The sequence below is a fragment of the Paenibacillus doosanensis genome, from assembly GCF_025060755.1.
Taxonomy (GTDB): Bacteria; Bacillota; Bacilli; order Paenibacillales; family NBRC-103111; genus Paenibacillus_S; species Paenibacillus_S doosanensis.
In genome coordinates, this window is sequence record NZ_JANYUY010000001.1 from 378031 (window position 1) to 398945 (window position 20915).

A 20915-nucleotide genomic window follows, 5' to 3' on the forward strand; every position below is an offset into this window, starting at 1 on the left:
CATCCGTAATCGGGCGCGCAATCTAGTGATACTTGCTGTTCCTTCCTCATCGTTTCCTTGTATATAGTAAGTAGAGAACATATTTCAGGAGGGAAAAACAATGAATCAGCTAGAAAAAGTATCCTTTGCGGATTCCAATACTGCTTTTTATGTGAATTCCGGGGAGCATCGCGGAAAACATTTGGCGAAAATAGGCGGGATCTCTCAGCCTGCCGTAACCGGCTTCTGGAGAAGAGCCGTCCGGCAGTGGAAGCCGACGATTTTACTGGACATCGGGGTCAATTACGGAGAAATTATTTTTTCGACGACTTATCCGGACCATGCTTTGATCATCGGGATTGAAGCGAACCCGCAGCTTGCCCCCATTATTGAGAAATCGCGGCAAGAGCATCCGAATCGCGGGCAAATCCGGATGATCTACGCCTTGGCCTCAGACTGCGAGACGGAAGGGCAAAATTTTTATGTAGATAAATATTGGTCGGGAACCTCGTCGGCCGTTCCGAATGTGAACCAGCATTTATTTGAGGTTCATAAAGTGAACAGTATTAAGGTAGATTCACTGTTTCTAAACCGTCCGCTTGCCGACGAACGGCTGCTTTTCAAGATAGACGTCGAAGGCTATGAGGGACATGCGCTTGCAGGGATGAGCCGTCTGGTCAGCGAATGCGGAAGCGTGTTAGGCAACATCGAGTTCAACAACAGCTTCCTAGAAAAAGCCGGCGTCCGCATCGAGGAGTTTTTCGCATTTTTGAATGTCCATTTTCATGTTTACATTCATACGAAGGGAGACAGCTTCATTACACTAAACCGGTTAAATATGCAAAGCCTTCAATCCTTCTTCAAAAGGGAGGATATCGACACTCATCTTCTGTTAGCCTCGAAGAACGAAGATGTGCGGCAGCTCGGTTTCCACATCACGCCGGTCGATTTGTAAAAACGCCCAAAAGCCGGCCTCCCGATGCATGATCGTCATCCGGGAGCTGCCGGCAGCTTTATATTTATAAAGGCTCACTTAATAGTGCAGTTATTTGCCGCATCAGCTTCGCCATATTATCCTCGCAATAGACGAAGGAATCCGGAAGCCTAAGGGTCATCCCCGGGTCTTGACCATGGTAAGAAGTTCCATCCACGGCATGGAAGCGCGAAGTCCAGGACAGGCCGGCGGGGTTCGTATATCCGCAGTACACGATCAGATCGAACATCGTCTCCCGGAACAGATCGATCCGGTTCGTTAAATAAAAGGACGGCCCGACTTTCCGCGTACCGACAAGCGGCTTGTCATGGTACGTGTCTGCATAGGTAATGACCAAGTAGCTATCATCCTCGATCAACGCTTCCGCCATATACTGCCAGCGCCTTTTAATGACCCGCCACTGTCCGTCCCCCAGCAGCAAAATGCTCTTCTTCCCCGACTGACGCACTTTCTCGGCGATGGCCGCCGGCTCGAAGATCTCATGGAACGGCGTCGCCGGAGGCTTCGGCGGTACCCACGTAAGCCCCCATTTTTGCTCGAAGTATTGCTTGTTTTTATTCCATAAGGCGGCGTAGCGCTCACTTTCCATTTTTTTGAAGGAGATGCTGCCGTGATGATATACGAAGGCATCTTCGATTATCGCCAATCGATACCCGGCCTGCCTCGCTCGGACGCAATAATCGTCATCCTCAAACATCCCGATTTCATACCCGCAGTCCAGCTCGCCTACCGTTTCGTACACCTCTCTCTTCATCGCCACGCAAAAAAAGCCGAGCAAATCCGTATAGCGGATACGTCCTTTATAGAAGTAATAAAAATCGGCCAGCCAATGAGGATCGGCTCCGTGAATACGATCTCCGACAAAATGATCGAGCATCTGGTCGTTCCCCACATGATTGGACATGGGAGCGACCATGCCCAGGTCCGGGCGATCCCGCAAAGGCTGAATCAAGCGGGGCAGCCAGCCGGGCGGGACGATCGTGTCGTTGTTAAGCAGCACGATGTATTCCCCCGTCGAAGCATTGCAGCCCAGTCCGTTTCCTCCGGCAAATCCCTTGTTATCCCGAGAATGAATAATTTTGAGCAGGGGATGGGTCATCCGGGACAGCGCGCTTCGCGTTTCGTCGTTGGAATTATTGTCCACTACAATAACTTCCAGATTCGGGTAATCGGTGTTTTGAAACAGACTCTCCAAACACTGCTTCGTATAAGACCATTGATTATAGCTGACGATGACAATGCTCACTCTCGGATAAAACAGCCGATGAATCGCCTTATCGAGCTCCTTGTATCTGGTATCCCAAGTATTGGCTTGGGCGAATTGCTTTCTTCCCGCAACATGCGTTCTCTGGTTTTCGGACAAAGCTTGAACGACGGCCTGTTCGAACTGTTCCGGAGTTTCGGCGGTGTAGACCAGCCCGCCCGCCGTTTCCAGCTCCGGCAGCTTTACGGAGACGACGGGCTTACCGGCTGCTAAATATTCATACATTTTTACCGGGTTGGTGGCCAGAGTCAAATTGTTCACGAGAAAAGGAATTAGGCATACGTCGAAGCGGTGCACATACCTCGGCAGCTCATGATAAGGCTTCTCTCCCGTTAAGATCACATTATCCAAATGCTGAACAACCGAGACGTCGCAGCCGAACGTATGGCCGATCAGGACAAAGGTCCAATCCCGGTTCCGGCTCGCCAAATAAGCGATTAAATGAATATCGAACCAATCCGCTATAGCTCCGTAATAGCCGATCACAGGTCCCGCGAGCCCCGCGACTTCAGGAGCCGGCCGTTCCGGAGCCCGGGAGAAATGGCGGTAATCCACCGCATTTCGTATAAGCGTCGTCGATCGATTAAGCCGGGCGGCATAGTCGAACAAACGCTGCGACGAAGTGACGACCATATCGGCTTCTCTGGTCAACTGCTCCTCGGCAAGGAGCATCTCCGAAGAATTGCTGCTGAACCCCGCATGATCGTCCATACAATCATAGATGACCTTATTGCTCTCTAAACTGAAAGCAAGAGGCGCCCAGAAGGGCAGATCAATGATCGAAACCGTATCGTTCATTTGAAACAATTGCCGCAAATATTCGATGGACCACCTTAAATACCGCAAATCGGCCGGATCTTCTATTTTATCCCGATACAAATTCAACGGATGACGGCTACAAAGCTGTACCCGCCAAATCTGCTCGTCAAGCCGTTGAATCGTAACGGCCCTGGATATGTCCTCGAAGGAGGCGTCCTCTTGCTCCAAGGCGCGCATGACGGTGGAAAAATAAAACACCCGATGGCCTTGACGGGCGAATTGAACCGACAATTGTTGAGGTCTCTGCCATCTGAAATTCCAATCAATGACCGGAAATCGTAAAACATCGTAGACCTTCCCGGAATGCTCATCATTTCTCGCTAAGCTTTCACCCGCCTCCGTCTGTTTTTGCGAAAGAGGGCGATCCTCGTGCATGACCGATTGGACAATCGCCGGACGGCCGTTTTGGTCTTGGTTCATCAGAGAAACATTCCTTCCTTTAGCAAAATGTGACGCCAGACTTCTCCCGCATCCAAACGCGCCGAGCTTTGACGCTTTTCCTCGGGAAAACTAGGCTGGGGGATTTTGGGGTCACTCTAGTTTACATTATGTTAGACTAAACCGGTTTGTACATTTGCTTGGCAAAAATAGTCAAACCCCCTCTCTCCTCGGTTTGTCCGGTCCGCTGTCCGCTTGCAAATTCAAGCGACTACATTAACGCTTTCATGAAAAAATAGGTTGAAATCCGCTCAAAAAAATAGGTAGATTCATTATCTTTGAAATAGATAAGGTACCTTGCCAACACAAAGGACATAACGTAAACATGTAAAGTCATTTTATTTAAGGAGAGTGAGTGTCATTGTCCCTCGTAAAAAGATGCATCGTCATTACCAAGAAGTGCGTTACGAAGGTACAACCGCGAAAAAAAAAGCCGCATAAACCCTCAAAGCCGCTTCTTCAACGGTTCAGGGAACTCAGTAGACGGTTTAGGCTGTTTAGACTGCTGGTCATCCGCAGAATTAATCGGCTTACCCGCGCAGTGAACCGGGTTACCGCAGCGGTCAACAACTTGCAGGAAGAAGTTTCCGCTTTAGTTGCTTCTAATGAATCAATCAAAAACCTTCTACTGTCGCGCGTCGGCACAACGGTTTCCATCGAAACGATTTCCGGTCCCGTTTCGGGCAAACTGCTTGGCGTCGGTAAAGATTTCGCTCAAATTCTTGAGCCGACAGGGGATAATGTTTTGATTCCGATCATCAACATTACTTCGGTTAACTTATAAAAAGGAAGTGAGAATATGGATTTTTTTGAGGCTCTGACCGGAGCCATCGGTGCGACCATAGAAGTTTTTTCTCCGAATCGATTTATCGAGGGTACGCTGGTTCGATCTGGAGAGGGTTCATTCGACGTGCTGGTCACTAGCGGAAGCTACGCTACGCCTACAACGACGGAAAGATTTTTCATTCAAAATGTAAGTTATGTAAGAATACACTCTTAAAATCGGCAAGCCAGGCGGGAAGAAGCTTACTCACTCTTCCCGCCTGCTTTCCATTCAGCCTGCTTCATCCACGCTTTCCACGCTTCGTACCGTCCGCTCATGCGGTGAGTTATGCTTCCCCTTCTAAGCCTTCGATGATATAGGGGCGTCCGGACATAACGGACAGGATACCGGAAGGAGATGCGCAGCAATATTTGAAAATCTTCGTACAGCCGGCCTTCGAAAGGATCTGTCGTTAACCAGCCTCCTAGCTCCTTCAGCACTTGCACGCGATAGAGCCTCGGGGCAAGCGGCCTGGCGGTCGTCAGAAGGCCGCTCGCGGAAAATACCGGCATCGACCCGCCTTCCCGTCCGTAGACGAGCTCCTGATTAGCCCGCTCATGCCATTCAACATGATCGGCATACCATGCTCCTGCGCCGGGCATGCCTTCCGCATGATCCATAAGCCTTTGCAGACATTCGGGCGCCAGCCAATCGTCCGCATCCAGCTCCAGCAGCCAATCCCCCCGGGCTGCGGATAAAGCAAGATTAAGACAATGCGATTTGCCGCGATTGCCGTCGTTGCGAATAATCCGCACATTCGGAGCGGTTAACGGCTCAAGCCGGCTTTGGGTCTGATCATCCGAAGCATCGTCGACGACGATTAATTCCCAATACGGGTAAGTTTGGGCAAACACGCTGCAAATTGCCCAGCGAATATAATCGCCGTCATTATAGGTGCAAATCACGACAGTTACGGTCGGGTGAATATGTTGGCTCGGACAAGTCCGCTCTCGGGCAGTCAATGCCGGATACACCCATTCCCATTCTTTCTCGGGCCGCCGCCATCCGGGTATGCTCCGCCGATGAGGATGCCAGCCGTCGCCGGACAATTCTTCCCAATCCCAGGCTGGACTCAAGCGATGCTGCTTTTCCAGCAAAATAAACGATTCAAAAGGAAATTCTTCCTTCGCGGCAAAACCGGGAGAAGCGTCCGATCTCACTGCATCGGTTCTCCAGACTAGCGGCCCCCTTGGAATATCCGGCAGGTGCTTGCCTTTGACGGTCTGCTTCACCAGCATGCCTGCGGTTCGGCCTGGGCATCTCTCCATTCGCCGCTCCATTTCATGCAGAAGCACAGGACTGAACGTTTCTCCGGCGTATAATGTTATAAAAAAAGGATCGTCTGATGCAGCGATAACTTGATTCATGACCGTCGCCGGGTTGGCGTCGAGGAATATCGTCTGACAGCCGTCGGGACATACGGCGTCAAGACTTCTTTGCGTATGCTGTGCAGCCGGGTGGTGACGGGAATCCAGAATGAAGACGATCATGGGAAGCCTGCTTTCCATAGAAAGTTACCATGTATCTTATGATTCCCGATAAGAAGTGGTTCCTTCGGCATATGCATATAAGAGGAGATTTATGAAAGGAAGGGGCGATCGTTCGTGAGCATCATTATTTATCCTCCTACTATCGACTGGGGCTGGATGAAGCAGAGGCCTCAGCATTTGATGAGCCAGTTGGCGAAGAAGGGACATCATGTGTACTTTTGCAATAAAACCCAGACGAGGCAGGCCATGCAGGAGATCGAGCCGAATTTATTTCTCGTTCACCATCATCGGGACTGGCTGGAGCATACTTGGCCCGGACTCCGCCAAACATACGGAGAAACGGTTGGCGTATGGTCGACCCTCCCCTCTCAAGCTTCGGAAATAACTATATATTCGCCGGATTGGGTCGTGTACGATTGCGTAGATGAATTTGCGGAGTGGCATCGTTATGAACAGGACATGGTCCGGCTCTCCACCTGTATTGTTTGCACTTCCGAGCGGCTGTACGAACGTCTGCGCCGAACTTATCCGGGCATGCGCATCGAAATGATACGAAACGCGTACGACGAGCAAATGAATCTTCATCTCCCTCCCCCCGCTCTCGGCGGGCAAGAGGAAGAATGCCGAGAGTGGAACGAAGACAAGGAGCTGATGTCCTCCGATACGAAACGGATCGGATACATCGGCGCTTGGGCTCCTTGGGTCGATGAATTGCTGATTAAAAAGCTATCGCTTCTCGGCAATGCGCAAATGATCGTCATCGGCCCGGAATACGGCAAAAAATACGACATCATCGGCCGCTCCCACCATGTTCGCTTTCTGGGTCTTAAGCCGCATTGCCTGCTGCCCGGCTATATCCGCCGCTTATCCGTATGTATCATTCCTTTCCTAATAACGCCGGTGACGCTCGCCACGAACCCCGTCAAAGCCTATGAATATTTGGCCGCCGGAAAGCCCGTGGTGAGCACCAACATGCCGGAATGCCGTCTGATGAGCCCGCATATCGACGTGGCCGACAACCACGAGCAATTCATCGACGCCGTCATCCGCCGACTGCGTGACCCGGGGGATGGCGCTGCCAGAACCGCCTATGCGCTCGAACATACTTGGACCCGCCGGGGAGAGCAGGTTCAGCGGCTGCTGGCGACATTCTGAACGATTGCCGGAAGCGGATGCGCTTCACGCTCTACAGCTTTTGCACGGAAGCGAGCACCTGCTGCAAGCAATCGCTCAGCTCCTGCAAAGCGCGGTCCATCTCCCCTGCGGCGGCGGCGGCCGCCAGATCCGGGCTCGCCGCCGCCCGCTTCAGCGCCGATTCGACCTCTCCGGCCGCCGCGTACAGCCTCGCCGCAGACAAATTGCCCGCGGCTCCCCGAAGCGTATGAATGAGCCGCTGCGCCTCCTCAAGCTCCTCGTCCTCCAGCGCCTGCTTCAGCTTCCGGGAGAAATCGTGGTAATCCCGCTCGAAAATTTTGATCATTTGCAGCAAAATGCCCGGTTTGCCGCTCAGGCGGGCGAGCGCTCTGTCCACGTCGATTCCTTCGAAGCGGGGGAGCGGCTCGGCAGTCTCGGATGCGCTGTCCTTGCGAGGCTGCTCTTCATCCGAGTCGCGCAGCCATTTGCGAATCGTTGCGAACATCGCCTCGGACTCGAGCGGCTTGGTGATAATGTCGTTCATTCCGATGCGCAAATACGTTTCGTGATCGTGACGAATGACATTGGCGGTCATTGCGATAATCGGAATATGGCAAAGCCGGGGATCTTTGCGGATGATTCTCGTCGCCTCCACACCATCCATCTCCGGCATATGAATATCCATCAGCACCAGATCCCATTCCGACTGTTCCAGCTTCTTAATCGCTTCCTTCCCGTCCTTGGCCATTTCCACGATGTAACCCCGCTGCCGGAGCATTTCGCAAGCGACCTGCTGATTGATTTCATGATCCTCCGCAAGCAGAATCCGTTTGGACGAGGTAAAAGGCTTCTTCGTCTCGATACTTCGCGTTCTTGTACCTAGCTTCAGCGGGGCGGCATGGCGTTCGAGCGCCGCTTCGATGGCGCGGAACAGCTCCGGCCTGCTGAACGGCTTGACGATGATGCCGTCCGGCCTGTCTTTAGCCGGCATGCCCAGCATCTCATCGCGCCCGAAGGCCGTCGTCATGACCAGCGTCACAATGCCGAGTGCCGCCGCCTCCCTCTGAAACGCCGCCCAAGTTTGCGGCCCGTACATGTCCGGCATCTCCATATCAAGCAGCGCGATTCGGCACGGAGCCGTCTCGTCCCCTGCGGGCGGGACCGCAAGAGCGCCGTATGCTTCCTTCCAAGAGAAGAAGGAGCTGGACTTCAGACCGAAAGAAGCCAGCACGGTACAAAGATGCTCGCGCATCACCTCGCTATCCTCTACAATCCAAACGTTCTGGCCCTGGTAAGCTTCCTGTACCGAGTAACTGCGAATTTGCGATTGTTCGGACAAAGGAAACGCAAGCTCGAACCAAAACTCGCTGCCGACGCCGGATCGGCTCTCAACCTGAAGAGCTCCGCCCATCATTTCGAGCAAATGGCTGGAGATGACGAGCCCTAGACCAGTGCCTCCGTATTTGCGGCTCGTGGAACCGTCGGCTTGAGTGAACGGCTCGAATAGATGCTCCATTTGTTCCGGAGATATACCGATCCCGGTATCCTTGACGCTAAACCGCAGCTTGACCGCTTCGCCCCGGTTTTCCAGCAGCTGCAGACTGACGACGACCTGCCCCTTGCGCGTAAATTTGACCGCGTTGCCGCACAAATTCAGAAGCACCTGCTCCAGTCTCAACGGGTCGCCGATCAAGGCGTTCGGCATATTTTCCGGCGTTTCCATAATCAGCTCGAACTGCTCTTTTCCGCCCAGAAACACGCTGAGCGTTTCCGATAGCCGGTGAATAATATCTTCCGGATGGAACACGACCTTCTCCAGCTCCAGCTTTCCCGCTTCCATTTTGGAGAAATCCAGTATGTCGTTAATAATCCGCAGCAGCGTCTGCGACGACGTCGTCATATTCCGCAAGTAATCGGCTTGCACCTCATTTAACGGCGTTTTCTGCATAAGCTGGGACATGCCGATGATTCCGTTGAGCGGAGTGCGGATTTCATGGCTCATCCGGGCAAGGAAAATTCCCTTCGCCTTATTCGCTTCCTCCGCTTCGAGCTTGGCCTGAACGAGCTGCTCTTGCACTCGCTTCTGCTCCGTAATATCGCGGGCGATGGCAACCACGCCGATGAAATGTCCCGCATGATCCCGCAAACCGTTGGAGTTGAGCGTAACGTCGACTAAGGAGCCGTCCTTGCGGACAAATATCCATTCCCGGTCGTAAGAGAATTGAAGACTGCGCAGCTCCTTGAAGACGGAAAGATCGGGCTCCACTCGCCGGCCCAGCTGCTCGGTCAGCTGCGCAGCGGCCTCCTCAAGCTGACCGGGTTCGAAAAATAGAACGGGCGTCTCCTTGTATAATACTTCATCCGCCGTATAGCCCAGCAGCTTTTCCGCCGATTTGCTGAAATAATTGATCGTGTAATCCGCGTCCAGCGACATGATGGCAAAGTCGTTTTGATTAATAATCGCCTCAAGCCGCTCGAACATTTTGCGCAAATGCTCCATCATGCCGTTGACCGATTGCGCCAAAGTGCCGATTTCATCTTCTCCCTGAATCGGTATCGGCTTCAGATTAAAGTGCCCTTCGGCTACGAGGGAAGTCACCTCGGTAATTTCCTTAACCCGCTTGATCTCCCGGTTGAACAGCACCGTAATAAGCCAGAGCATGGTCAGCTCCGTCACCATAATCGTCAACATCGTCGACCACAATAAGGAAGCCAGCGGCTTCTCGAACTCTGTCAGAGGAACCATGAGCGCCAGATACCACGGCGTCCCCGCGACGGAGGCGTAAAACACCAGCTTCTGATTTTGTCCCAGCATGATCTTGCCCGAGCCGCGGTCGTACCGGATGATTTCTCCGGCCATCGCTTTCAGCGGAGATCCCTCGTCCCGAATGTTTTTCTGCGCGATCCGATTGCCGTCCGCTTGATATATGACCGTTCCGTCCTTAGAAAAGAACAACATCGTATCGTCCGCGCTTACGCGAAAATCCGCATACTGACGGAAAATATCGTTCGCCAGCATCGTCACATTGATCGCTCCGACCAGTTCGTCACGACTCCCGTATACCGGAACCTGCAGCGTGAAAATCCGGTTCGAGCCGTCCTGCGCCTCAAATACGTCGGAGATCGCGCTGTGGCCCTCCAGCACCCGGGCGAAAGCCGGATCGCTGCGAATATTCATCGTTCTGCCGGACGTAAACGTGAGATTCCCGTCCATGTCGGAGAACCCGACATAACCGAAAACTCCTTTGGACCGCGCGGCTTCCTTCCTCAAATAGCTCAACCGCTCCTCCATCGTTCCGAAGCGGATTTGCTCGGTTCTGCTCATCAGTTCGACTTCGGCAAGCTTCGTCTCGATCCAGGAGGACAAGTTGTAAGCGCGGGTCGTCATATTGGCGCTGGCGTTGTCTTCCAGCGAAGCGATGATTTGCTCTTTGGCCGTGCGGTAGTTGGTCATCCCGATTAGCAGCAGCGAAATACTGGTAATCAATGAAACGAGAACCATCATTTTATGACGAATCGACAGCTTCTTCATCGGCAGTTCTCCCCGTTCATTTCAATATGCGCGGCAAAAACTCCTAAGGGTTTCCTTAAGAGTTGCCCATATATTTATATCCGATTCCCCAAACCGTTTTTATTAACTTCGGCTCCTTCGGGTCTTGCTCGATTTTTTTGCGCAAATTGGCGATATGCACGTCGATAGAACGGTCGTTAATGAAGGAATCGATCCCACGCAGCGCATTGATCAGCTCGTCCCGGCTGAACACCTTCTCCTTATTGGCGACGAACAGCTTCATAATTTCAAATTCGGAATACGTCGTATCCACATAAGAAGAGTTAACATAAATAGCTCTCCGCTCGTAATCCAGCTTGACCGGCTCCCCGTCGTCCAAGTCGATATTTGCTTGCGCCGGGCCCGGCATCGGATTGAGTATGCTCATATGCGAGCGGCGGATCAAGGCGGCGACTCTGGCGGTGAGCTCTCTCATGCTGAACGGCTTGCACAGGTAATCATCGGCACCTGCCACCAGAGCGTCGACTCTGTCCAGCACCTCGGTTTTCATCGATACGGCCAGAATGGGAACGCAGGACCGTTTACGCAGCTCCAGGCATAAATCGATACCGCTTATATCCGGAAGCATGATGTCGAGGATGACCAAGTCCGGCGCAAACTGCTCGATCATTTGCAACCCATGGCTGCCGCTCTCGGCCCGCTTCACGGAGTACCCTTCTTCCGATAAATACATCGTTGACATTTCTCCGACCATATTATCGTCTTCGATAACCAGCACCTTGTACATCCATGAATCACCTATTCTGCATGATTGTTAGAAAATAGTTAAAAAATTTAGAATGGTTTTAACATTTTCTTTGTATTTATCATATATTTTTTTCGTATTCTGGATGTTTGCCAGGAAAGAATTGTATCCTCCTATAAATATACTATATTAAGGAAAAGCTCGTCTATCATTCGTTAAAAAAACTAATAAAAGTGATACCGGTTCCACATCGGACAAAACTTCAACATGGATGCCGGCAATTCGCCAAGGATGTTCCCGAACATACAAAAAATACCGTCCGGCTCAATAGCCAAAACGGTATCTTCGGTCGCATGGATGATGTATTCCAGGCAGCCGGTTTTAAACGGCCTCGCCCCGCAATTCTTTTAACCGCCGCCCCGCGGCCAACGCGCTGCCGACGATTCCGGCGTCGTCGATCATCTGTGCCGGCGCGATCGTCAGCCTCTCCCAGTATCCTTTATAAACCGAGCGCTGCAGCTGCTCCCGCATCGGTGCGAACAGCCTCTCTCCGGCCAGTGCCGCGCCGCCTCCGATAACGATAATATCCGGACTGTACAGGGATACGGCATAAGCCAGTCCTTTGCCGAGCAGTTTGCCGGTATGGTTCATAATCTCCACCGCCAGCGGATCTCCTTCATCGTAAGCTTTGGAAACGTCCGCCGACGTAATCCGATCGACCGGATCGCCGTTCAGCCAATCGTTCATAATGCTTGCCCGTCCCGCTTCCAATTGCTCTCTGGCCTGTCTGGCAATCCCCGTCGCCGAGACGAGCGTCTCCAAGCATCCCTGCAAGCCGCAGCCGCAAGTGTACGGGATTTCCGGCATCGGGATATGTCCGAGCTCTCCGGCCATATATCGGCCCCCGTAATAAAGCTCGCCGTTATTGACTACCGCAGCCGCCAAACCGGTGCCTATCGTAATGCCGAGCACATGCTCATAGCCTTTGGCGGCCCCGGCTACCGCTTCGCCGTAAACATACATTCTGACATCGTTATCGATGAATGTCGGAATGTCCGTCCGCTTGCCGATTTCTTCGGCGGTAGGCACCTGAGTCCACTGCAGATTGCTGGCGAAAACCGTAATGCCGCGAACCGGATCGATGAACCCCGGAGTGCCGACTCCGATCGCCGCCACGTCCTTGCTCTCCACCTGCGCCGTCTGAAGCAGTTCTTGGATCATCCGGCTAATTTTATCGAATACGTATCCGCTCCCCATATGAGCTTCCGTCGGCTGTTTGATCTTAGAAATCAGCTTGCCGCCTTCATCGACAAGACCGCATACGATATTGGTGCCTCCAATGTCCATTCCGATCAAAAAACTCATCGTTTCTCCTCCAACCCTTCTCTTATCGGCTTATCTGGGCCTGTCTGCAACATATACTTCAATCTGCGCTTCCTTCAGCGCCGCCGCCATCTCCTCGTCGAGCGGATCGTCCGTGATGCATCCGTGCAGCGATGATAACGGCGCGATGCCGAACAAGGAAGCTTTGCCGATCTTCGAATGGTCGATAACCGCGAACGTCCGACTCGAACGTTGGATCAGCAAGCGGGCGATTTGCGCCTCAAGCTCGGAATACGTCGTCACTCCCTGCTCCAGAGCGAAGCCGTCGGCGCCCATAAACATTTTGCCGATATTCAGTCCTTCAACGACTTTCTCCGCTAACGGACCGCACAGCTCAAAGCTGTTTTTACGCATAACGCCGCCGGTCAACACGACTTGAACCCCGTCGCTGTCGGCAAGCTCCATCGCGATATTGACCGCGTTGGTAACAACGGTAATGTTTTTGCGTCCTTTAATCTGCTTGGCAATCAAATACGTCGTCGTACCGCCGGTCAAGCCGACGACATCCCCTTCTTCGATCAGCGAGGCCGCTTTGGCTGCAATCGTTTCCTTTTCCACCCACAGAAGCTGCCTTTTTTCGTGAAACGACGCCTCCTTAATACCGGGAATGCCTTCGAACTGCGCGCCTCCGATCGTGCGGATGACGGCCTCCGTCTTCACCAAATGATCCAGATCCCGCCGGGCCGTCGCCTCGGAGCAGCCGAACTTGTCCATAATATCCTGGATCGTAATGCGCCCCTGCGTCTTTAACATATTCATTATTTTACTGCGTCTTTCTTCGCCTTTGGACAATTCCTGACCACCCATCATCGCTTCACTCCAACTGCCGATTCCTTTTTTGAGTACCGCTTAAAAGAGTGGCGAAAATCGCCGACTGCGCATGCGAAAGCAGCTTCCGGTCGCTGTTGTCCCCTGATTTTTTTGATGATTAATCCGCTGCTCTTCTCCAGATTGTTCTCGCTTGCTCCATCTGCTTTTTCACCACGGCTACTTATGGTTATGTTGATTATTATATGAGCTTATTATGACAATTTCAATCATTTATTTGATTTCTTCTTGCATATTATATGAAAAGCTCACATTCGCCCACAGGTATGAACCAATCCCCCAAAAGCCATCCATGCCGCTACGCGGCACCACAGACAATGGAAATGGGGTACCAAGAGTAATTTCCAGGGTAGTGACGTGATACTCTGAAGCTTATTCCGTCCGCATCCAGCTTCAGCTGGATCGGCGTCTAACCATTCCGCTGGGTTCGTTCTATGGGTAGACATTCCTTTCGGGGGAGAACCCGGATTTCCACAGGATATGGCTGCGCATCATTTCCTAAACAAAAATAAAGCGCGGAAGTCCGTAAGGACCGCCGCGCTTTCGGCAGCTGCAAGCCGTTGAAGAGGCTTGGGCCGTGTATTAGTTGTTATAGCCGTTGTCAACCCATGTTCTGATCTGCTTAGCTGCTTGTTCCTTGGCTTTCGCTTGTTGGTCGGGATCATTAGTCATCGTTTCGATCATTTGATTGACTGGCGCGATCAAGCGGTCGAACAGTTCTCCTCCGGAGATGCCTGTAGCAGCCGACAAGCTTGCTCCAGCATTCACCTTATCTTCTACTTCATAATATTTTTTATCGGCGATCAAGGCCGCGTCCGACACGATCCCTTTCAATCTTTCCTGCACTAGAGCGCTAATATTGCCCGCCGCTTGGGTTTCCTTCTCCCCGGTATAGCCGCCTTCGGACAAAATCTCGCTGATTCTCAAGCCTGCGCTGCTTTTGGCGCTCTCGATGGCGTTCGTATCGAAGGAGCCTTGCTCGGCGGCATGATCGATATCCTGTTGAACGATCCGGTTCAGCTCCGAAGACAAGAGTCCCGCTGCTACGCCGGTTGCGTCTGGCAGCGTTTTGCCGCTCTTCAGATCCTGCAGCACATCGTTATAATCTTTATCGGCAATCGTTGCGGCGTCGCTGATGATGAAAGCGATGCGGCGCTTCACAATATTATCAAGGCTTGCAGCGCCCTGGTCTGCGGAAACGGCTTTATAGCCTCCTGCCGTATTGATCGCTTCTCTGATTTTATCGGCTGCTTTTTCTTTCGCTTGTTGAACCGCATCGGAGGAAACCGGAGTTTGGCCTACCGCGTTGTCGATGGACAGATTCATCAAACCTGTCAGCGCTTCGAACAATGCCTCTTGAGACAGCCCGGATGCTTTCACCAGCGTTGCCCCCGATTCCAGTCGGTTCTCGATGTCATCGACATCATCGTTCGAGATCGCAGCGACGTCGGAGACGATCAAGTTCAACCGCTGCTGAATAACCGAATCCAGATTCATGCTGGCCTGGCTTACAGGCGCCTTGTACCCGTGTTCCATAATCGCATCGTTGATCAGGCTAGCGGCTTCATCATGCAGCTTCTGAATTTGATCGCCGGACAAGTTTTGGCCTTGCGCATTCAGGCTTACGTAAGTATCGAAATTGCTCACCAGCTTGTCACGCAGCAGCGACGCAGAAAGACCGGAAGCGTCGGCAAGCGTTTTGCCGTACGACACGTCGGACAGAACATCGTCTTCCTCCCTATCGGATACCCAAGCGGTGTAAGTAGCGAGATTTTGCAAATATTTGGCCACCAGCGGGGAGCTTACCGCCGGCTGCTGCAATTCTGCCGCATATGCGGGCTTTGCTTGAGGGGCATAGGCAAAGCTGCCGATCAGCAGCGCTGCCGCAACGCCTCCGGTAATCGTTTTTTTACTAAACAGTTTGGTTTTCATGATTCTTTCTCTCCATTCCTTTAATCTCTATACATTTCGTATGAGAAATATTTCTATACGAAATATATCACAATTAAACTTGTCTGTGAAGCTCTTGTTTCGGATATTCTTGAACGATTTATGAACATCTTTTACATTTTCTTAATATGACGTTTTTCGACGCCCGCAAAAAAGCGGCCGAACACGAACGGTTCAACCTTAAGACGGATCAGCGGCCCGCTTCCCGGCTAGGCCCGGAATGCGTCTGTCGGCTTTTTCTTTATATTTTCTCTGATCTGGCGCAGCACATTGTTGAATTGCTGTAATTCTTCTATGGAAATTCCCGACAGCCAGCGGGTAACGACTTCTTTTTCTTTGTCCAGCAGTTCTTGAAGAATTTCCCGGCCATGCTGGGTAATCACGAGACAGACCACCCGCCGGTCATCCACACTGCGTTCTCTTCTAAGATAGCCCTGTCGAATCAATTTATCGCACAGCAAAGTAACCGCGCTGGACGACAGGGACAAATGCTCGGCCAACCGCGATACTTTTAACATGCCGCTTGCTTCCACACTTTGCAGTGCGCTGACCTGAGAGCCGGAAAACCGCCGGTCGACATGCTTGCTATAGGTAACAAACTTCCTCATAACGCGCCTTGCCGACGTCTCCAATTCTTCGATCAGTATGAATTCCTGTTCCATAACCTCGGCTCCCCGCTACATTTGAGAACTCCCGCGCATCCATACGAGGAAACGCGGGAGTAGTCTTTAGCTTATTTGAATACGGCTACCAAGCGTTTGGCTTCGCCGAACTCCGTTTGAATCGATTCGTATACCTGGATCGTCAGATTGTTGTCCTGATAGTCGGCGCGGACTTTGTTAAAGTCGACGATCACTTCGCCGGATACCAGCTTGTCGATGCCGGCGCTGTCGGTGAAGGACAGGTTTTCTTCGGAAAGCGTACGGCCGGCCGAATCGACCAGAGCCACTTTCATTTTGGAGAAGTCCTGATCTACTACGACATTGTCGGTTTGCTTGACATCCACGTTCATTTTCAGCTTATAGCCGTAAGTCAGCGTCGGATTCGCCGCGCTAATCAGATTCGTGTAAGCCTGGATGCTCCAGTTTTCCACTTTGACCTGGAACGGATAGAACGATAATACGTCATCCGCCTGAGCGAGCGGCTGCATCGTCACGTTCAGTGCGGCGATCGCCGATTTGTACGGCGCGGCAGCCTGCGTATCGGAAAGCTTGAGCATCATTTGATCGCCCTCCTCCGTATTCGGAACGGTGAAGGAATACGTCACGATATGGCTCAGCTTCGGCATTAGCTGCTTCGGCGGGTTGATTTGTCTGCTGCCGGCATAGCTTACTCCTTGCGGAGTATCCAGCTCGGTGCCGAAGGCGGGAACCGGAAGCGGCGTGTCGCTCTTGTTGGTCAGCTTGAACTTGGCCACCGCCGTTTTATAACCGATGCCTTGGTTTTCATGCATGCTGAGCTCGACAAGCGAAATATCCACATCGGAATTAACCGATTTGTTGACCGGGTCTAGAGCTATGACATCGTTGTAGCTGTAGTTAACCGGCTGCAGGCTGGACGGAATGCGCCCTTCGGGAAGCACGATTTGCACGCGTCCGATCGTATAATCGTACGCTGCGCTTTGCCCTTTCGCATCCGTTTGCACGAAGCTCTCCGGCGTCAGCACGTTGATCGTCTTCAGCACGGTATCCTGGTTCGTCTCGATCGCATAGTGAACGTATTTTTTCTCACTCGGTTCGATCGTCACTTTATCTTTCTCGACCTGCTTGCCTTGGAACGAAGACGTGCCGTCTTTGCCTTCCAGCACCAGATCCGGAACGGTAATCGTGCTCGAGCCGGTATTTTGCACCAGCAGCTTCACGACATAAGCCGTTTTTTGCTCGTTATTTTGTTTGTCCATATCGACCGGAGTATAGGTCAGCGGCAGATTGCTCGACGGGATCGTAAACGTTTGACCCCAGTTTTTGATCGCGGCAGGATCGGTAATAACCGCGTCGCTGCCTGCCCAGCTGAGTCCATCCGCCGGTACGGTCAATACGGCCGTCTCCGTCTTAGGATATACGTCCCAGTCCACGTCGATCCATTGCAGCTCGGATAATGCGACCGCGTCCTTATTATCCAGCTTGATCATATAGCTCAGTTCGGTTTCCGACATCGGTAAAGCGGAATGAGCGTTCGCCGAGCTGCCGAGCAGCGTGTAGACCGTGCCGTCCGACGTTTTGACGCGCAGCTCGTAATCCGGAATGCGCTTCGTTTCCGACGTATTGTTTTTCAAATTGACGACGACGCCGATGTTGACGCCGGCGGCTGTTTTTTCGTTAAGCACGCCCTTGACCTGAACACTCAGCGCGTCGGTCAGCTGCCGGTATACCGGCGCGTTCGCGGCGGCGGCTTGATCCGAAGGATCAGCCTGCTCCGCCGCGTCGGCCCATACGGAAGCCACAGGGACAGATGCTGTCGACATAACTAAAGAGAGCGCCAATGCTGTTTTTCCCCATACGTTTTTCATTGATGGTTTCCTCCAAATTGTTTAACAAAGTATAAGTGCACAGAATACGACGGGTGACAAGCCGCTGCTTACGCTTTGACGGGCTCGACCGCGGCAACCCCGGAGCCGGCGGAAGCAGGCGAGGACGAGGCTTGAGCCGGCTCCGAAGCAGGCTGTTCCTTCGGCTTTTTCTTTTCTCTCAGCAAAAAAATGAGCGGTATGCATATAAATGCCGGAATTGCCGAAATATAAAACGTATCCGCGATACCGCGAACGAGCGCTTCCTTCTGCATAATGCCGGCCAAGTAGCTGGCAGCCGTGCCGCTGCCGGTCGCATTATCGACCCCGCCTTGGAACAACGCCCCGGCTAAAGCCGAAATAAACGAGGTCGCGTTGTCCGAATAGCTCGGCACATCCTCCGAAATACGGTAATAATGCAGATACTGCCGCGAGCTCATAATCGTCGTCAGTATAGCGATCCCCATCGAGCTCATAACTTGACGGAATACGTTGGAAAGCGGCGAAGCATCCTTGATTTGCTCTTTGGGTACGCTGCTCATACCGACGGTAGAGATCGGCATCATACATAATCCGATACCGAAGCCGCGAATCGTCAGCACGACATTGATCCAAATATGCGATGTATCCGCCGTCAGCACATGAAGCTCGTAAGTCGTCACACCGAGGATCAGCAAACCTGTAATGCCCAGAGGCAATATGCCGACTTTCTGCAATAGCTTCCCGCTGATCGGCATCATCAAGGCCATGGCTACCGACTGAGGCAGGAGCAGGATACCTGAATCGAGCGCCGTCATGGACTGTACGTTCTGCAAATAAATCGGCATCAGGAACGTGCCGCCCATCATAGCCATCATGACAAGCCCCGAGGTTAGCGTACTGGCGCTGAACTGGATATTTTTGAACACCTTCAAATTAAGAAGCGGTTCCTTCACCGTCAATTCCGCCCACAGCAGCAGCGCGAAGCTCACCGCGGAAAGGAAGAACAACGATACAATATACAGCGAAGTCCAGCCTTCGGTTTGTCCTTTACTCAAAGCGAGCAGCAGCGATCCGAAAAAGACGACCGAGCATACCGCTCCGACAATATCGAACTTCAGGTTTTTCTGCTTGACGCCTTCCTTCAGCAGGAAGTAACTGGCGGCGGCGGCGATGATCCCGATCGGCACGTTCAGGAAGAACAGCGTTCTCCAGCTGTAGTACTGAATCAGGTAACCGCCGAGGGTAGGACCGAGCGCAGGTGCAACCATCGCCGCGATTCCCCAGATCCCCATCGCCAAGCCGATTTGCTGGCGAGGCACGATCGTATACATAACCGTCATGCCGACCGGCATGATGAAGCCGCCAGTCAAACCTTGAAATATCCGGAACGCAATCAGACTCGAATCACTCCAAGCAAGACCGCATAGGAACGACCCGATCGTAAAGCCGGCAACGGACAGGACAAGCACCTGCTTGCTGCCGAAGCGCGAAGCGAGAAAGCCGCTCGCGGGAATAACGACCGCCGACGCCAGCATGAAGCCGGTGACGACCCATTGAATCGTTGATGTCGGCACTCCGAATACGGTGGACAGCTTGGGAAGCGCAACGTTCACCAAGCTGCTGCTTAATACCGACACGAAAGTAGCCAAAATAATAGCAATCAGAGGCAGCCAGAAGCTGGGCTCATCCTTGTGGTCGAGCGGAGGAGCTGATGCTGTAGTTTGAGACTGGTCAGCCACGTTAAACGCCTCCTATTCCACCTTCACCTTACTGCCGTCCGCTAATTGGTCCGATGGATTAATGACGATTTGAACGTTGGCTTTCAAGTTTGGATTGTCTTTCACGTAGACCCAATCCGCGTTTTTGTCCGTTGTCGCGACTTCGATCATTTTCGCCGTACCGTCTTGGACAGTGTAAACAAAGGTTTTATTGTCTTTTTGAATGAGTGCGGTCTTCGGCACTTCCAGGCCGTTCGGCGCGGAATCCTTCAGATGCACTTCCGCAAGCATCCCCGCCAGCAGTACTCCGTCCGGATTGGCGATCGTCACTTTAACCGGGAACGTCGTGCTGTTCGCGTTGGAAACGGGGCTTACGAACGAGATTTTGCCTGCGAACGTTTTATCCGGCAAGTTGCCGACCTTCACTTCAACGTCGGAGCCGGCCTTCATTTTGCCGATCTGCGTTTCCGGAACGCTGAGCTCCACCTGCACAGGGTCCATCTTCACAATGGACAAGAGCGTAACTCCCGGCTGGGCCATTTCTCCCGGCTGAATGCTGCGTTTGGATACGACGCCGTCGATCGGCGAAGTAATAGTGGCATTGGCGAGGGCGTTGTTAGCCAGCTCCAATCCCGCCGTCAGCCGGTCCACGTCAGCCTGCAGCGCTTCGAGCGTATTGCCGGTAGCGCCGCTTTTCGTCAGTTCCAGCTTGGATTTCGCAGCGGACACTTGAGCCGCTGCCGCCTGCTGCTGAGCTACGGTCTGATCGTAAGCAGCCTTTGCTTTTTCATACTCGAACGTGCCTTTATCCATATCTTCTTTAGTAACGGTAGAAGTGCTGTCATACATATTTCTCAACCGATTGTACGTTTTTTGCGACAGATCGAAGCCGGATTTGGCTTGATCAACGGCGGCGTTGACCTGGTTCAGAGCGGCCTCGGCGCTTTGCACCGCGCTCTCCAGACCTTGGATTTCCTGACTGCGCGCGCCCGCCTGCGTATCGGCAAGCTTAGCCTTGGAGGCGATCAGAGCCGCTTCGGCCTGCTTCACCTGCGAAGTCAGATCGTCCGTCTCCAGTTGAACGAGCACATCGCCTTTCTTGACAACCGCGCCTTCGTCCACTTTCACTTCGGACACTTTGCCGCCCGCTTTGGCTACTACTTTATTTTCCTGATCCGGAATAATTTTACCGCTGAGGCCCGAATCGGCAGGCTGGCCGAGCTTAATCGCTTTGACTGCAACAGCCTGCGCCGCGCTTGCGTTATTATCGGCTCCGCCGCAGCCAGGCAATGCAAAAATAACGGCTAATGAAAGGATCGCCGGGATCCATGTCATCTGTTTTTTTCTCATG

14 protein-coding genes are annotated in these 20915 nt (G+C 52.6%); 3 read left to right on the plus strand and 11 right to left on the minus strand.

The features are described 5' to 3' along the window. Nucleotides 1-100: 100 nt before the first annotated feature. On the plus strand, nucleotides 101-934 hold the full coding sequence (locus tag N0M98_RS01715) for an FkbM family methyltransferase (protein ID WP_259616754.1): 834 nt from the start codon (nucleotides 101-103) through the stop codon (nucleotides 932-934). A 64-nt stretch (nucleotides 935-998) separates the two neighbouring features. Here the strand turns inward: N0M98_RS01715 and N0M98_RS01720 are convergent, their stop codons facing one another. Further along, nucleotides 999-3476, minus strand: a complete 2478-nt coding sequence (locus N0M98_RS01720; RefSeq protein WP_259616755.1) for a glycosyltransferase — start codon at nucleotides 3474-3476, stop codon at nucleotides 999-1001. Between the two features lie 379 nt (nucleotides 3477-3855). On the opposite strand from N0M98_RS01720, the gene N0M98_RS01725 reads away from it, so the two are divergent. Next, nucleotides 3856-4278 (plus strand): hypothetical protein, encoded by a 423-nt coding sequence (locus N0M98_RS01725; protein ID WP_259616756.1) that lies wholly within the window; start codon nucleotides 3856-3858, stop codon nucleotides 4276-4278. A gap of 242 nt (nucleotides 4279-4520) precedes the next feature. On the opposite strand, the gene N0M98_RS01730 is transcribed toward N0M98_RS01725, so the two are convergent. Beyond that, on the minus strand, nucleotides 4521-5807 hold the full coding sequence (locus N0M98_RS01730; RefSeq protein WP_259616757.1) for a glycosyltransferase family 2 protein: 1287 nt from the start codon (nucleotides 5805-5807) through the stop codon (nucleotides 4521-4523). Nucleotides 5808-5921: 114 nt separating this feature from the next. On the opposite strand from N0M98_RS01730, the gene N0M98_RS01735 reads away from it, so the two are divergent. Beyond that, nucleotides 5922-6962: a glycosyltransferase gene (locus N0M98_RS01735; RefSeq protein ID WP_259616758.1), complete on the plus strand. Its 1041-nt coding sequence runs from the start codon at nucleotides 5922-5924 to the stop codon at nucleotides 6960-6962. Between the two features lie 31 nt (nucleotides 6963-6993). Here N0M98_RS01735 and N0M98_RS01740 read toward each other — a convergent pair whose 3' ends face one another. The 9 genes from N0M98_RS01740 to N0M98_RS01780 all read right to left on the minus strand — a co-directional run bounded on the left by N0M98_RS01740 (nucleotide 6994) and on the right by N0M98_RS01780 (nucleotide 20914). Next, complete coding sequence (locus N0M98_RS01740) at nucleotides 6994-10473, minus strand: response regulator (protein WP_259616759.1); 3480 nt, start codon at nucleotides 10471-10473, stop codon at nucleotides 6994-6996. Nucleotides 10474-10528: 55 nt separating this feature from the next. Then, on the minus strand, nucleotides 10529-11239 hold the full coding sequence (locus N0M98_RS01745) for a response regulator transcription factor (RefSeq protein ID WP_249862141.1): 711 nt from the start codon (nucleotides 11237-11239) through the stop codon (nucleotides 10529-10531). Nucleotides 11240-11578: 339 nt separating this feature from the next. Continuing rightward, complete coding sequence (locus tag N0M98_RS01750; RefSeq protein ID WP_249862140.1) at nucleotides 11579-12562, minus strand: ROK family protein; 984 nt, start codon at nucleotides 12560-12562, stop codon at nucleotides 11579-11581. 30 nt (nucleotides 12563-12592) lie between these two features. Continuing rightward, nucleotides 12593-13387 (minus strand): DeoR/GlpR family DNA-binding transcription regulator, encoded by a 795-nt coding sequence (locus N0M98_RS01755; RefSeq protein ID WP_259616871.1) that lies wholly within the window; start codon nucleotides 13385-13387, stop codon nucleotides 12593-12595. Between the two features lie 603 nt (nucleotides 13388-13990). Next, nucleotides 13991-15340, minus strand: a complete 1350-nt coding sequence (locus tag N0M98_RS01760) for a hypothetical protein (protein ID WP_259616760.1) — start codon at nucleotides 15338-15340, stop codon at nucleotides 13991-13993. Nucleotides 15341-15567: 227 nt separating this feature from the next. Continuing rightward, complete coding sequence (locus N0M98_RS01765; RefSeq protein WP_249862138.1) at nucleotides 15568-16020, minus strand: MarR family winged helix-turn-helix transcriptional regulator; 453 nt, start codon at nucleotides 16018-16020, stop codon at nucleotides 15568-15570. 71 nt (nucleotides 16021-16091) lie between these two features. Beyond that, nucleotides 16092-17867, minus strand: a complete 1776-nt coding sequence (locus N0M98_RS01770; protein ID WP_259616761.1) for a hypothetical protein — start codon at nucleotides 17865-17867, stop codon at nucleotides 16092-16094. 68 nt (nucleotides 17868-17935) lie between these two features. Then, nucleotides 17936-19585 carry a DHA2 family efflux MFS transporter permease subunit gene (locus N0M98_RS01775; RefSeq protein WP_375295433.1) on the minus strand — a complete coding sequence of 550 codons (1650 nt, stop codon included), beginning with the start codon at nucleotides 19583-19585 and terminating at the stop codon, nucleotides 17936-17938. Nucleotides 19586-19597: 12 nt separating this feature from the next. After that, nucleotides 19598-20914: an efflux RND transporter periplasmic adaptor subunit gene (locus N0M98_RS01780; RefSeq protein ID WP_259616762.1), complete on the minus strand. Its 1317-nt coding sequence runs from the start codon at nucleotides 20912-20914 to the stop codon at nucleotides 19598-19600. Nucleotide 20915 lies beyond the last annotated feature (1 nt).